Source organism: Streptomyces sp. SBT349, from assembly GCF_001083795.1.
In the GTDB taxonomy this organism is placed as follows: Bacteria; Actinomycetota; Actinomycetes; order Streptomycetales; family Streptomycetaceae; genus Streptomyces.
Map to the genome: position 1 here is coordinate 1 of NZ_LAVK01000037.1, position 14,391 is coordinate 14,391.

The 14,391-nt window shown below is 74.2% G+C and carries 13 protein-coding genes and 1 pseudogene; 7 read left to right on the forward strand and 7 right to left on the reverse strand.

Annotation, left to right across the window (positions count from 1 at the left end; genetic code table 11):
* From ADY01_RS37980 to ADY01_RS07255, 3 genes and pseudogenes are all read right to left on the reverse strand, one after another.
* Positions 1-642: pseudogene (locus ADY01_RS37980) on the reverse strand (hypothetical protein); the annotation flags it as partial.
* Between the two features lie 145 nt (positions 643-787).
* Positions 788-1,342 carry a sugar O-acetyltransferase gene (locus tag ADY01_RS07250; protein WP_049567570.1) on the reverse strand — a complete coding sequence of 185 codons (555 nt, stop codon included), beginning with the start codon at positions 1,340-1,342 and terminating at the stop codon, positions 788-790.
* Between the two features lie 55 nt (positions 1,343-1,397).
* Positions 1,398-2,468 (reverse strand): LacI family DNA-binding transcriptional regulator, encoded by a 1,071-nt coding sequence (locus ADY01_RS07255; RefSeq protein ID WP_049567573.1) that lies wholly within the window; start codon positions 2,466-2,468, stop codon positions 1,398-1,400.
* Between the two features lie 111 nt (positions 2,469-2,579).
* Between ADY01_RS07255 and ADY01_RS07260 the strand changes: the two genes are divergently transcribed.
* From ADY01_RS07260 to ADY01_RS07285, 5 genes are all read left to right on the forward strand, one after another.
* On the forward strand, positions 2,580-3,743 hold the full coding sequence (locus ADY01_RS07260; protein WP_049567575.1) for a Gfo/Idh/MocA family protein: 1,164 nt from the start codon (positions 2,580-2,582) through the stop codon (positions 3,741-3,743).
* Entirely contained in the window at positions 3,740-4,942 is a 1,203-nt protein-coding gene (locus ADY01_RS07265; RefSeq protein ID WP_234320123.1) for a dihydrodipicolinate synthase family protein, read from the forward strand. Before ADY01_RS07260 ends, ADY01_RS07265 begins: the two co-directional genes overlap by 4 nt.
* 443 nt (positions 4,943-5,385) lie before the next feature.
* Positions 5,386-6,216: a sugar phosphate isomerase/epimerase family protein gene (locus ADY01_RS07275; protein WP_234320124.1), complete on the forward strand. Its 831-nt coding sequence runs from the start codon at positions 5,386-5,388 to the stop codon at positions 6,214-6,216.
* A 91-nt stretch (positions 6,217-6,307) separates the two neighbouring features.
* A complete protein-coding gene (locus tag ADY01_RS07280) occupies positions 6,308-7,216 on the forward strand; it encodes a trypsin-like serine peptidase (protein ID WP_049567581.1) in 909 nt (302 codons plus the stop codon).
* Positions 7,217-7,296: 80 nt separating this feature from the next.
* Entirely contained in the window at positions 7,297-7,806 is a 510-nt protein-coding gene (locus ADY01_RS07285) for a DUF3830 family protein (RefSeq protein WP_049567583.1), read from the forward strand.
* A 30-nt stretch (positions 7,807-7,836) separates the two neighbouring features.
* On the opposite strand, the gene ADY01_RS07290 is transcribed toward ADY01_RS07285, so the two are convergent.
* Both ADY01_RS07290 and ADY01_RS07295 read right to left on the reverse strand, forming a co-directional pair.
* Complete coding sequence (locus tag ADY01_RS07290) at positions 7,837-9,255, reverse strand: amidase (protein ID WP_049567586.1); 1,419 nt, start codon at positions 9,253-9,255, stop codon at positions 7,837-7,839.
* A gap of 31 nt (positions 9,256-9,286) precedes the next feature.
* A complete protein-coding gene (locus ADY01_RS07295) occupies positions 9,287-10,255 on the reverse strand; it encodes a D-2-hydroxyacid dehydrogenase (protein WP_049567590.1) in 969 nt (322 codons plus the stop codon).
* A gap of 139 nt (positions 10,256-10,394) precedes the next feature.
* Between ADY01_RS07295 and ADY01_RS07300 the strand changes: the two genes are divergently transcribed.
* Both ADY01_RS07300 and ADY01_RS07305 read left to right on the forward strand, forming a co-directional pair.
* A complete protein-coding gene (locus ADY01_RS07300) occupies positions 10,395-11,234 on the forward strand; it encodes an aspartate/glutamate racemase family protein (protein WP_049567593.1) in 840 nt (279 codons plus the stop codon).
* Positions 11,235-11,241: 7 nt separating this feature from the next.
* Positions 11,242-11,964 (forward strand): decarboxylase, encoded by a 723-nt coding sequence (locus tag ADY01_RS07305; protein WP_049567596.1) that lies wholly within the window; start codon positions 11,242-11,244, stop codon positions 11,962-11,964.
* Positions 11,965-12,025: 61 nt separating this feature from the next.
* On the opposite strand, the gene ADY01_RS38925 is transcribed toward ADY01_RS07305, so the two are convergent.
* Entirely contained in the window at positions 12,026-12,370 is a 345-nt protein-coding gene (locus ADY01_RS38925) for a hypothetical protein (RefSeq protein WP_159001013.1), read from the reverse strand.
* A gap of 77 nt (positions 12,371-12,447) precedes the next feature.
* Complete coding sequence (locus ADY01_RS07315) at positions 12,448-14,076, reverse strand: putative bifunctional diguanylate cyclase/phosphodiesterase (RefSeq protein WP_234320125.1); 1,629 nt, start codon at positions 14,074-14,076, stop codon at positions 12,448-12,450.
* Between the last annotated feature and the right edge of the window lie 315 nt (positions 14,077-14,391).

The window sequence follows — 14,391 nt, forward strand, 5'->3', positions numbered from 1 at the left end:
CTCCCCGCCCTGGTCCTCGCCCCGGTCCTCGCCCTGCTCCCCGCCCTCGCCGATGCCGTCGCCGTCGTGCGCCGAACGCTGGGCCACCCGGCGCAGCGTGACCCGAGCCCGGCCGGGCTCGGAGGGCTCCTCGCCGCGCATGACCGGCTCGTAGAGGTCCACGGTGACCAGGTCCGCGAAACGGGGGACGGCGACCTCGGTGACCTCGCGGGCCGTTCGGGTGACGTCCAGGGTCGAGCCGATGTGCTGGCTGGCCACCCGGAGCAGGCCGAGCCGCTCCCTGGCGAAGGTCAGCCGCCGCACCCGGGCCTCGCGGTCCAGGCGGATACGGCAGACGAGGATGCCCAGGCCCAGCGCGCAGACCGCCGCGGCGACGATGACGATGCGGTCGCCCACCGCCATGCCGGGATGCGTGAGGCCGTAGGTGAGAGCGATCAGCACCAGGCTGATCACGCCGATGACGACCGTCTGCCGGAGGCTGAGCAGCGCGCCCGCGGCCAGGGGGGTCAATATGGAGAAGCCCGACCAGCCGGCGAGGTCGAAGTAGTGCACCGACCCGGTCTGGACGACGGTCACCAGGATCAGGTACGCGAGAAGCAGCATGAACATGCCGCCCTTGATGCCGCCTCGGCGGGAAGCCACCCGGTGCACCTCCCTCGCGGTCGAGCCCCTGGGGCCACGGTAACCGGGGAGCCACGCCCTCGCGACCGGCGGCCGTCACGGAGCGTGGCCGCGGGGCGCGCGCCCACGTGTGCCGGACGGCCGCCCCGTTCGGCGGCCGGCGCGTTCAGAGGGTGCGGGAGACGCGGGCGGGGTTGCCGTGGGCAACGACGTCGGGCGGCAGGTCGCGGGTGACGACGGCGCCCGCGCCGACCACGGTGTTCTCGCCGATGGTCACGCCGGGGCAGACGATGACGCCCCCGCCGAGCCACACGTTGTCACCGATGGTGATCGGCTTGGCCGCCTCCCACTTCTCGCGGCGGGGCCCCGGTTCCACCGGATGGGTGGGGGTGAGGAGCTGGACGCCGGGACCGATCTGGACATCGGCGCCGATGGTGATGGGGGCGACGTCGAGCATGACCGCACCGCAGTTGACGAACGTCCCGGGCCCGATGCGGATCTGGTAGCCGTAGTCCACCTGGAGCGGCGGTCGCACCTCCGTGCCCTCTCCGACCTCGCCGAGCAGCTCCACCAGGGCCTCGCGCCGCACGGCCGCGTCGGCGCCGCCGGTGGCGTTGAACCGTTCGGCGAGCCGCGCCCCGCGCAGGGCGTCGGCGGCGAGTTCCGGGTCGTCGGCGATGTAGAGCTCACCGGCGAGCATGCGTTCCTTCTGGCTGGCCATGGCGGGTCACCCTATCGGTCCGCCACCCCCCGGGCGGCCGCCGTGAGGACCGGGGTCAGCGAGCGGGCGGCGAGGTGGAGTCGCGGACCATCAGGTCCCCGCGGTAGGTGGCCACCCCGCCCGGCGGGCCGTCCTCGCGGCCGAGCGCGAGGCGCCCGGCGCGGGCTCCCGCCTGGTGGAGGGGGAGGCGGACGGTGGTCAGGGCGGGCATCGCGTCCACGGCGAACGGCAGGTCGTCGAACCCGGTGACCGAGATGTCCTGCGGAATCCGCAGCCCCCGGTCCCGCAGGGCCGCGCAGACGCCGAGCGCCACCGTGTCGTTGGCGGCCAGGATCGCGGTGAGCGCCGGCTCGCGCCGCAGCAGTTCGAGCGCCCCGTCGTAGCCGGACGCGCGGTCGTACGCGCCGTGGACCGTGAGCCGGTCGGCGTCCCCCGCGAGCCCCGCCGCCTCCAGGGCGGCCCGGTGGCCTTCGAGCCGGTGCCGCGTCGTGGTCCTGGCGGCCGGGCCCGCGAGGTAGCCCAGCGAGCGGTGGCCGAGCGAGAGCAGGTGCTCGGTGAGCCGCCGGGCGCCGCCCCGGTTGTCGAACGTCACCGTCAACGGGTGCGGGCCCGCCTCCCCCGCGCCCAGCGGGGGGCGCCCGCAGAGCACGACCTGGGTACCCGCCGCGTCGAGCCGGCGCAGCCGGGTGGCGAGCGCCTCCGTGTGCCCCCCGTCCTCCACGGCCCCGCCGGTGAGCACCACGGCGGCGGCGCGCTGGCGCTGGAGGAGGGTGAGGTAGTTCAGCTCGCGGTCCGGAGAGCCGCCGGTGTTGCACACGACGGCGAGCTTCTGCGGGCCCGCCCCCGACGTCACGCCGCCCTCGGACCCCATCTCGGACTGCACGGCCCCGGCCATGATCCCGAAGAACGGGTCGGCGATGTCGTTGACCAGGACCCCGACGAGGTCCGAGGTGGCGGCGGCCAGCGCGCTCGCCGGCCCGTTGACCACGTACTCCAGCTCCTCGACGGCCCGCAGGACGCGGAGCCTGGTGGCACCCGCGACGGGATAGTTGCCGTTGAGCACCCGGGAAACGGTTGCCGCGGAGACGCCCGCGCGCGCCGCGACATCCGCCAGCGTGACTGACATCCTCTGCTCCACTTGTCCTAGCCGGTGGGGAGAGGTTAGCTTCTTTCCGGGTAGAAAGCGCTTACTGCATGCTGACCACAGGCGTGCACCGCGCTTTCGGGAGGGAAGGGCATGACGACGAAGAAGACCGTCCGGATCGCCATGAACGGCGTGACCGGGCGGATGGGGTACCGCCAGCACCTGGTGCGTTCGATCCTCGCCATGCGCGAGGCGGGCGGGCTCGACCTGGGGAACGGCACGGTGATCTGGCCGGAACCGGTCCTGGTCGGGCGGCGCGAGCACGCGCTGCGGGCCATGGCGGAGCGGCACGGGCTCGATCCGGCCACGGCCGTCTCCACCGATCTGGACACGGTGCTGGCGGACGGCTCCGTGGACATCTACTTCGACTCCCAGATCACGCTGGCGCGCGAGGAGGCCATCGCCAAGGCCATAGCGGCGGGCAAGCACATCTACACCGAGAAGCCCACCTCCACCGGCCTCGACGGCGCCCTCGCGCTGGCCAGGCAGGCGGCGGACGCCGGCGTCAAGCACGGCGTGGTGCAGGACAAGCTGTTCCTGCCGGGGCTGCTCAAGCTCAAGCGGCTGCTGGACGGCGGCTTCTTCGGCCGCGTGCTGTCGGTGCGCGGCGAGTTCGGCTACTGGGTCTTCGAGGGCGACTGGCAGGAGGCGCAGCGCCCCTCGTGGAACTACCGCGCGCAGGACGGCGGCGGCATCATCGTGGACATGTTCCCGCACTGGGAGTACGTGCTGAACGAGCTGTTCGGCCGCGTCGAGACCGTGCAGGCCCTGGCCGCCACCCATATCCCGCGGCGCTGGGACGAGGCGGGCGAGCCGTACGAGGCGACCGCCGACGACGCCGCGTACGGGATCTTCCAGCTGGCGGGCGGGGCCGTCGCCCAGATCAACTCGTCCTGGGCGGTGCGGGTCAACCGCGACGAACTCGTGGAGTTCCAGGTGGACGGCACCGAGGGTTCCGCGGTGGCGGGCCTGCGCACCTGCCGGGTGCAGCACCGCTCCGCCACGCCCAAGCCCGTGTGGAACCCGGACCTTCCGGCCACCGAGGTCTTCCGCGACCAGTGGCAGGAGGTCCCGGACAACGGCCCGTTCGACAACGGCTTCAAGGCCCAGTGGGAACTGTTCCTGCGCCATGTGGTGCTGGACGAGCCCTACACCTGGGACCTGCTGGCCGGGGCGCGGGGCGTGCAGCTCGCCGAGCTCGGCCTCGCCTCGTCCGCCGAGGGCCGCCGCCTCGCCGTTCCGGAGCTGAGCCTGTGACCGGGGAACGCGCCGCCGCGATCCGGCTGCCGGACGCCGAGGGGCGGTTGCGCGCATACGAACCGCGCGCCGTTCCACTCGACCTCGCGCCGGGGGGCGCGCCGCTCGCCTCCCGTGTGGTCCTCTCCGCCGCGCATGTGGTGGCGGATCCGTTCGCCGACACCACCCCGGACGCGCCGGCGGCCGTGGACTGGGACGCCACGCTGGCCTTCCGCCGCCACCTGTGGTCGCACGGGCTCGGCGTCGCGGAGGCGATGGACACCGCGCAGCGCGGCATGGGCCTGGACTGGGCCGGGGCGGCCGAGCTGATCCGCCGCTCGGGCGCGGAGGCACGGGCGACAGGCGGGCTGATCGCCTGCGGCGTGGGCACCGACCAGCTGACGACCGGGAGCCACGCCGCCGGGGCCGCGGGCGCGCCCACGGTGGCCGAGGTGCGGGCGGCGTACGAGGAGCAGCTCGCGGTGGTCGAGGAGACCGGCGCGCAGGTGATCCTCATGGCCTCACGCGCGCTGGCCGCCGCCGCCAAGGGTCCCGAGGACTATCTGGAGGTCTACGGCCACCTGCTGCGGCAGGCCGCGGAGCCGGTGATCCTGCACTGGCTCGGGCCGATGTTCGACCCGGCGCTCGCGGGCTACTGGGGGAGCGAGGACCTGGACGCCGCGACCGGGACGTTCCTGGAGATCATCGCCGCGCACCCCGACAAGGTGGACGGCGTTAAGGTCTCGCTGCTCGACGCGGGGCGCGAGGTGGAGCTGCGCAGGCGGCTGCCCGCCGGCGTGCGCTGCTACACGGGCGACGACTTCCACTACCCCGAGCTGATCGAGGGCGACGAGCGCGGTTTCAGCCATGCCCTGCTCGGCATCTTCGACCCGCTGGGCCCGCTGGCCGCCCACGCGGTGCGGACCCTGGACACCGGGGACGCGGCAGGGTTCAGGGCGCTGCTCGACCCGACCGTGGCGCTGTCGCGGCACCTGTTCCGGGCGCCGACGCGCTTCTACAAGACGGGCGTGGTCTTCCTGGCCTGGCTGGCGGGGCACCAGAGCCACTTCACGATGGTCGGCGGACTCCAGTCGGCCCGCTCGCTGCCGCATCTGGCCACGGCGTACGAACTGGCCGACGGCATCGGCCTCTTCCCCGACCCGGAGCTGGCCAGGGACCGGATGGCGCGGCTGCTGGCGGTGCAGGGGGTGGACACGTGAGCGGCGCGCGCCGGGCTGCCGGGGGAGAGGTTGCGGATGGTGGTGTGCTGGGTCCGGTGGGCGGAGAAGCGAGCAGAGGGCAGGTGGGCGGCGCGCGCCGGGCTGCCGGGGGAGAGGTTGCGGATGGTGGTGTGCTGGGTCCGGTGGGCGGAGAAGCGAGCAGAGGGCAGGTGGGCGGCGCGCGCCGGGCTGCCGGGGGAGGGGCTGCGGATGGTGGTGCGTTGGGCCCGGTGGGCGGAGAAGCGAGCAGAGGGCAGGTGAGCGGCGCGCGCCGGGCTGCCGGGGGAGAGGTTGCGGATGGTGGTGCGCTGGGTCCGGTGGGCGGAGAAGCGAGCAGAGGGCAGGTGAGCGGCGCGCGCCGGGCTGCCGGGGGAGAGGTTGCGGATGGTGGTGCGCTGGGTCCGGTGGGCGGAGAAGCGAGCAGAAAGCAGGTGAGCGGGCCCGTGAGTGATCTGGCCGGGTTCTCGGTCAACCAGATGACGGTCAAGCAGCTCTCCCTGCCCGAGCTGGTCGAGGGGTGTCTCGACCTGGGCGTGCCGGGTGTCGGCCTGTGGCGCGAGCCGGTGGCCGCGTTCGGGCTGAAGGCCGCGGCCCGGCTGGTGCGGGAGGCGGGCCTGGCCGTCACCACCCTGTGCCGGGGCGGCTTCCTCACCGCCATCGACCCGGCCGCACGGGCGGCGGCCCTGGCGGACAACCGCGCGGCCGTGGACGAGGCGGCGGAGCTGGGCACCGACACGCTGGTGCTCGTCTCCGGCGGGCTGCCACCGGGCAGCCGCGATCTGGCCGGGGCGCGGGAGCGGATCGCGGACGCGCTGGGCCTGCTCGCCCCCTACGCCTCGGGCAGGGGCGTACGGCTGGCGATCGAGCCGCTGCACCCCATGTTCGCATCCGACCGGTGCGTGGTCTCCACGCTGGCGCAGGCGCTCGACCTGGCGGAACGGTTCCCCGCGGCGCAGGTCGGCGTCGCCGTGGACACCTACCACCTGTGGTGGGACGACCGGGTCGCGGAGCAGATCGAACGGGCGGGCGCGGGGGGCAGGATCGCCTGCTTCCAGCTCGCCGACTGGACCACTCCGCTCCCCGCGGGGGTGCTCAACGGCCGTGGCCAACTCGGCGACGGCGCGGTGGACTTCCGGTGGTTCGGGGAGGCGGTGGCGGCGGCCGGGTACCGGGGCCCGGTGGAGGTCGAGCTGTTCAACGACGGGCTGTGGGCGCGGGACGGGCGGGAGGTGCTGGCCGAGACGGTGGCGCGTTACCGGGCGCACGCGCTGTGACCCGCGCGGCGTCGACCGCCTCGACCCGGCGCGCGACCCGGCGCGCGACCCCGGGGCGGGTGGCGCGTTCGGGATGTGATCACATCTGCCCATGCGCCCCCTGCCGTTACCCCGTCGCCGCGGTCCCGCCCTGGTCGCCGCCCTCGCCCTGTCCCTGCTCGCCGCGTCCCTCGCGGGCCCGCAGCGCGCCGCCGCCGAGGCGCGCCCGCCCGCGCCCGCGGTGGTCGGCGCCGACGCGCAGGGGCGCGCGCTGACCCCGCCCGCGCCGGCGCCCGAGGCCGCGCCCGGCGCGGCCTCGGGCGCCGGGGAGTGGGACGCCTTCCCGGGCACCGGGGAGGCCGCCCCCGCGCCCCTGGTGGTGATCGGCGACGACACCCGGTACCGGGTCACCGACACCACGGCGTACCCGAACCGCGCGATCGTCTACCTCACCACCAGCGCCTACCGCTGCACGGGCTTCCTGGTCTCGGCCGACACCGTCGTCACCGCCGGCCACTGCGTCCACCCGGGCCGCGCCGACCGCGACTTCTACTCCGCCTTCCGCGCCCACCCCGGCAGGAACGGCGCGGTCAGCCCGTACGGCAGCTGCGGCCACACCGAGGTGTGGACGAGCCAGGCGTGGGCCACCACCGGCGACCGGCGCGAGGACTGGGGCGTGCTCAAGCTCGACTGCGCGATCGGCACGACGACCGGCTGGCTCGGCCACCGCTGGCAGGACGCCACGCACGTCGGCAACAGCGTCAACCTGCGGGGCTACCCCGGCGACAAGCCCGAGGGCACGATGTGGAGCGGCAGCGGGCGGATCCGGTCGGAGACCCCGACCAACCTGCGGTACGAGATCGACACCTACGACGGCCAGAGCGGATCGCCCGTCTTCGACCTCTACGGCGAGGACTGGCAGGCGATCGGCGTCCACACCTACGGTCCCTACCAGACCTGCTGCAACGGCGGCACCCGGATCACCCCCGCGATCGCCGCGTTCCTGGCCGACGTGCGCTGACCCGGCCGCCCTGCCCCGGCGCGGAAGTCCGTGGCATCGTGGGCGGTTCAGCGGCGTGCACCCCCTAGGAGGAGGCCCCCATGACCACCACCGACGACAGGTTCATCACCGTCTCGCTCGACAAGCGCGGCGTGAGCTGCACCGCCCGCCTGCTCGGCGAGCGGGCGCCGATCACCTGCGACGCCGTGTGGAACGCGCTGCCGCTCGGCGGCGACGTCTACCACGCGAAGTACGCGCGCAACGAGATCTACGCCCTGGTGCCCCCGTTCGCCCCCCAGGAGCCGCCGCTGGAGAACCCGACGGTCACCCCGATCCCGGGCGACCTGTGCTACTTCACCTTCTCCGACACCCAGCTCTCCACCGCCTCCTACGGCTACGAGACCGAGGCCAAGCACCAGGGCCGGACGACGGTGGTGGACCTCGCGCTCTTCTACGAGCGGAACAACCTGCTGATCAACGGCGACGCGGGCTGGGTGCCCGGCATCGTCTGGGGCACGGTGGTGGACGGCCTCGACGGGATGGCGGACGCGTGCCAGGACCTCTGGCGCGCCGGCGCGCTCGGCGAGTCCCTCACCTTCCGCCGCGCCTAGCGCCGCGTGCGGGGGCGCCCCTCGCCGCCCTCACCACGAGGGCGGCGGGATCGCGGCCACCCCCGCCTCGTAGAGGGCGTGCGCGGCGCGCAGCACCAGCGCGTCGGCGTGCCGTGCGCCGACCAGGTGCAGGCCGATGGGCAGCCCGTCCGGGTCCGTGCCGCAGGGCATCGACGCGGCGGGCTGCTGCGTCATGTTGAACGGGTAGGTGAACGGCGTCCACTCCGTCCAGCGGACCAGGCCGGAGCCCTCGGGGGCCTCGACGCCCTTGGCGAACGCCGTGCCCGGCATCGTCGGCGTGACCAGCAGGTCGAACTCCTCGTGGAACTCGCCCGCCGCCCGGCCCATCGCCATCCGCATGTCCACCGCCGCCAGGTAGTCCAGCGCCCCCAGCCCCGCCCCCACGTCGCGGATCTCCCGCAGCCCCGGGTCGAGACCGGCGAGCCGCGCGTCGTCGAAGAACTGCGTGACCCGTGCCGCGCCGCTGAACCACAGCGTGTGGAACGCCTCCCGCACCCGCTCCAGCGGCGGCACCGGCGGATCGGTCTCGACGACCTGGGCGCCCAGGTCCGCCAGCCGGTCCACCGCGCGCCGCACCGCCGCGGCCACCGCGGGCTCCACCTCGACCTGGCCCAGCGCGGGGGAGAACGCCACGCGCAACCCCGCGACCCCCTCCGCGCCGGCGCTCAGCGCATCCCTGAACGCGCCGGGCGGCGGCCCGAGATGCGACCAGTCGCGCGGGTCGGGGTGGCCGACCACGTCCAGCATCAGCGCCGCGTCCGCCGCGTTCCCCGTCATCGGCCCCACGTGCGCCAGCGTGCCGAACGCGCTGGCCGGGTAGAGCGGGACGCGGCCGTAGGTCGGCTTGAGCGCGAAGATCCCGCAGAACGACGCGGGGATGCGGACCGAGCCGCCGCCGTCCGTTCCCAGGCTCAGCGGCCCCGCGCCCAGCGCGACCGCCGCCGCGCTCCCCCCGCTCGACCCGCCGGACGTGCGCTCGGGGGCGTACGGGTTGCCCGTCGCGCCGTGGGCGGGCGAGTCGGTGACGCCCTTCCAGCCGAGCTCGGGCGTGGTGGTCTTCCCGAGGAACACCGCGCCCGAGGCGCGCAGCCGCGCCACCGAGGGGGCGTCCTCCGTCCACGGCCCGTCGTCGCCCGGCGCCGGCGCCAGGCCGCGGCCGGTCGGGTGGCCGCGCTGGAGGAGGATGTCCTTCACCGTCACCGGCACCCCGTCCACCGGCCCCGCGGGCGCGCCCCGCAGCCACCGCTCCTCGGCGGCCCCGGCGTCCCCGAGGGCGCCCTCCCGGTCGATGAACACGAACGGGTTCACCACCGGCGCTATCGCCTCGGCACGGTCGAGCGCGGCCTCGGTCACGGCGACGGGGGAGAGGTCCCCGGCCGCGTACGCCGCGGTCAACTCGGTCGCGGACAGGGAGCACAGGTCGGTCACGGCATCTCCTCGCAGTCGCCCATCGGGCCCATCAGGCTTCCCCCGGCACATACCCCAGCCGCTTGTCGACCACGTTGAACAGTGGCCTTCCGGCGACCCACCGGTCGAAGTTGTCGCAGAACTGGTCGGAGAGGTCGTCCCGCCAGCCCACGGTGTCGCCGCTCATATGCGGCGAGAGAAAGAGCCCCGGCGCGTCCCACAGCGGGCTCGACCGCGGGAGCGGCTCGGTGGCGAACACGTCAAGCGCCGCCCCGGCCAGCCGCCCCGAGCGCAGCGCCCGGTCGAGGTCGTCCTCCACCACGTGCTGACCGCGCCCGACGTTGATGAACCGGGCCGTCGGCCGCATCAGCGCGAACGCGTCCGCGCCGAACATCCCCGTGGTCGCCGGCGTGAGCGGGGCGGCGCACACCACCCAGTCCGCGCCGGGCAGCAGCCCCGCCAGCGCCTCGCTCGCGTGCACCCGCCCGAACTCGGGGTCGTCCTCGCGCGCGGTGCGGCCGACGAGGTCCACCTCCACGCCGAGGGCGCGCAGGGTGACGCCGACGCGCCGCCCGATCGGCCCGGAGCCGACCACCAGGGCCCGGGTGCCGTGGACCTTCTCCGTCTCCCGGTACGCCCAGCGGCGCTCCGCCTGGGCCCGCCGGCTGCCCTCGAAATCCTTGGCCATGGCCAGCACGAGACCGGCGACATACTCGGCGATGGGCCGGTCGAAGATCCCCCTGGCGTTGGTCAACACGGCGTCGGAGGCGAGCAGTTCGGGAACCATCAGCCGGTCGACACCCGCGCTCGCCGTGTGCACCCACCGGGGCCGCGGCCCCGCCCCGGGCCAGGCGTGGCGGACGGCGTCGGACAGGAAGTCCCACACGAGCAGCACGTCCGCCTCGGGCAGTTGGGCGGCCAGCGAGTCCTCGTCGCTGTGCCGCACCTCCGCCCGCCCGGCGAGGCGGTCGAGGCGCGGCAGGGGGTCGGCGTCGAGGACCAGGACGCGGGCTTGAGACATGGTGGGGAAACCGTTCCGCAACGAGTCGCTGATTGGCTGGAAGTCAAGGATTGACCACGGTAGGAACCCGTCTCTACCTTCGTCAACGAAGGCATCTGCTTTTCTCCTCCCAGTCCGGCCCGTTGAATCGGGGTTCGATTTGGATGTCTCCTTCCTCGGCGGCCCGCTGCCCCAGCGCGGCATCGGAGTCGTCGCGCCCTTCGACTTCGCCCTCGACCGCGAACTGTGGCGATGGGTACCCGACGATGTCTCACTCCACCTGACACGGACCCCTTTCGTGCCGGTGGAGGTCAGTCTCGACCTGGCCCGGCTGGTCAGCGAGCACGAGACGCTGCACGAGGCCGTTCTCGCACTGACCGCGGTCCATCCCGAGGTCGTGGCCTACGCCTGCACCTCGGGCAGTTTCGTCAGCGGCGTCGCGGGCGAACGTGCCATGATCGCCGCCATGCAGCAGGCCGGTGAGCTGCCGGCCCTGACCACCTCGGGGGCGCTGCTCGCGGCCCTCGACGAACTGGGCGCGCGCCGCATCGCGGTGGTGACGCCCTACACGAAGTCGGTGACGGACGCGCTGGAGACCTATCTGCTGGAGGCGGGCGTCCAGGTCTGCGGGCGCAGCTATCTGGGCCTGACCAGGGAGATCTGGCGCGTTCCCTACCGGGACGTGGTCGACATGGCCCGCGAGGCCGTGCGGGACGCCCCGGACGCGCTGTTCATCAGCTGTACCAACCTGCCGACCTACGACGTGATCCCGCAGCTGGAGGCGGAGTTGCGGATGCCGGTCATCTCGGCGAACCAGGTGACGATGTGGTCCGCCCTGCGGTCGATGGGCAAGGACGCCGTGGGGCCCTATCAGGCGCTGCTGGACCCGGTGGCCAGGCGCGGCCCGGCGGCGCTGGCCGCCGAGGCCCCGCCCCTCGGCCCGGGCCCGGTGCCGATGGCGGCGGAGGCGCCGCCGGCCGTACCCGAAGAGGAAGGGTGAGTTCACGATGGTCGCGACAGTCGGATTCCTGTACCCGGGCCACTCGGCCGAGGACGACTTCCCCCGCATGGAGTCGTTGCTGAACGCCGCGGGGGCGGGCGTCCGGCTGCCGCTCGCACACACCGACATCGGCACGGACGCCCACCGGGTGGACGCGCTGCTGGAGATGGGGTCGGTCGACCGGCTGACCCCGAGCCTGGGCGCCCTGACGGAGCGGGGCGCGGAGGCCGTCGTCTGGGCCTGCACCAGCGCCAGCTTCGTCTACGGCTGGGACGGCGCCGCCGACCAGGTGCGGCGCCTCGCGGCCGAGGCGGGGCTCCCGGCGTCGAGCACGTCGTTCGCCTTCGCCCGCGCGGCGCGGTCGATCGGCGCCGTCCGGGTGGCCATCGGCGCCACCTACCCGGACGACGTCGCCGGGCTCTTCGCGGGCTTCCTCAAGGCCGCGGGCGTCGAGGTCGTGTCCACCCGGGGCAGCGGCATCATCACGGCGGCCGAGGTGGGCACCTGGGGCCGCGAGGAGGTGCTGCGCCTGGTCGCCGAGGGCGACCACCCGGCGGCGGACGCGATCCTGCTGCCCGACACCGCGCTGCACACGGCGGCCTGGCTGCCCGAGCTGGAGGCCGCGGCGGGCAAGCCGGTGCTGACCGCGAACCAGGTCACCGCCTGGGAGGGCCTGAGGCTCCTCGACCACACGGCGGTGTGCCCGGCGATGGGGCGGCTCTTCTCCTGACGCGGGGAACGCGGGGAACGCGAGGGACGCGAGGAACGCGAGGAGCCCGCCCGCGGCCGGGTCAGCGGTGCTGCCTGCCGCTGGTGCGGAAGGCGTGCACGGCGTGGCCGTGCGCCCTGGCGGCCCGCACCGCCTCGTCCCAGGACAGGGCCCGCGGCCCGACGGCGAACAGCGGCCCCGCGACGCGGTCGCCGATCAGCCGGTCCAGCAGCCCGTCGGCGCGTTTCCCCAGCGGGCGTTCCGGCGCGGGTCTTATCCTCGCCACCTCCGCGACGTCGATCGCGAGCAGGTCGAGCACCCGCACGTCGCTCTCCCAGAGCAGCAGCCACAGGGCGCGGTGCACCACGGGGATCGACTCGTCGTCGAGCAGGCGCTCCAAGCGGTCGAAGGGAATGGAATCAGCCATGATCGTCATGGCCCGGCAGTATCCCCTCAGCCCGTCCGCCCGTACACCCCCGAGCGCGCTCGTGACACGTACTCGCCTCAGTCGCGCCCGGCGAGCAGCGCGGCCAGGTGGTCGGGGGGCATCGGCCGCGCATAGTGCCAGCCCTGACCGGTGTCGCAGCCGATGCGGCGCAGCCGCTCGGCCTGGGCCGGGCCCTCGACGCACTCGGCGGTGACCGTGAGCCCCAGCTTGTGGGCGAGCTGGACGAGCGAGGTGACGATCGTCTCGTCGGCCGGATTCAGGTGGCGCGCGGTGCGGAATCCGCGCACGAACATGCCGTCCAGCTTCAGCGCCCGCACCGGCAGGCGGCTGAGATAGGCCAGATTCGAGTAGCCGGTGCCGAAGTCGTCGATGGCGATCCGCACCCCCATGTCCGACAGGGCCTGCAACGCCTGCAACGGCCGCCCCGCCGAGCCCATCACCGCCGACTCGGTCAGCTCCAGCTGGAGCAGCCCCGAGGGCAGCCCCGACTCCCGCAGGGCGCTCGCCACATCGCGCACCAGGTCCGAGTCCCACACCTGCCGCACCGCCACGTTGACGCTGACGAACAGCGGCGGCCCCGGGTGCTCGCGCTGCCAGCGCCGCGCCTGGCGGCACGCCTCGGCCAGCACCCAGCGGCCCAGCGGGACGATCGCCCCGTTCTCCTCGGCGAGCCCGATGAAACGGTCCGGTCCCAGCGTGCCGAACTGCGGGTGCCGCCACCGCACCAGCGCCTCGGCGCCCCGCACGATGTCGTCGGCGAGCCCGACGATCGGCTGGTACTCCAGCGTGAACTCGCCCCGGTCGACGCCCCGCCGCAGCGTGGACGACAGCGACTGCCGGGTCATCCGGTGGGCGTTGCGCTCGGGGTCGAACAGCGTCCAGCGCGCCTTGCCGTCCGCCTTGGCCCAGTACAGCGTGGTGTCGGCCGCCTGCATCAGCCCGGTGGCCGTGGTGTCCGCCGCCTCCCGCTCCACCACCCCGATGCTGGCCGAGACCGCGATCCGCTGCCCGGCCAGGTCGAACGGGCGCTGCAACGCCGCCAGCATCGTCTCGGCGAGCGCCGTCAGCTGCTCGGTGCCCGTCGAACCCTCGACCAGCACGGCGAACTCGTCCCCGCCGAGCCGCGCCACCAGGTGCCCGCCGGCGCCCGCGGCGCACTGGGCCAGCCGCTGGCCGGCGGCGCCGAGAAGCTGGTCGCCGACCCGGTGACCGAGGGTGTCGTTGACCGCCTTGAAGCCGTCCAGGCCCAGGAAGCACAGCCCGATCCGCCCGGTCGCCGAGTCCGACAGCGCGCCGGTGAGGCGCTCGAAGAAGAGCGCGCGGTTGGGCAGCCGGGTGACCGGGTCGTGCATCTGGATGTGCCGCAGCCGGTCCTGGAGGTCGCGGCGTTCGCTGATGTCCGAGACCGTCAGCAGCGCCGCCGAGGTGCGCCCGGGGACCGGCGCGACCGTGACCTCCGCCCACAGCGAGTGGCCGTCGGCGTGCTTGAGGCGGCGGGTGCAGCGCATGCGATCGCTCTGGCCGCGCAGCACGGCGCGGTAGGAGCCGCGGGCGCGCCCGTCGAGGCCGAGCCCGGTGAGGGCGTCGGCCCTGACCCCGGCCAGCCGGTCGGGCTCGATGCCGAGCAGCAGGCCGAGCGCGGCGTTGGCCGCCACGATCTCCCCCGAGCGCCCGACGAGCGCCATGGGGAGCTGTGCGATCTGGAAGGCCGCCCGGTAGTCGTTGTGGTGGTCACCCTGTGTGACGGTTGGCCGGGCCGCGTCGAGGGCACTTCCGGGGTCTTGGCCCGGTCCGTTGTGGGGTCCGTTCACCGATCGCTCCCGATGGTGCTGTCGGGCGCTCCCCGGCTGCCCGCTTGGCGTATCCGCGCTGGAAATGTGGCGATCATAGAGGCAGTGGCGCGGATCGAGCCAGTGGCCGGGGGGCCTGTCTCGCAACCCGAAACGTGTGCTCCGGACAGGCATTCGACGAGATGATCGTTTCTGCTCATCGGTGTGCCC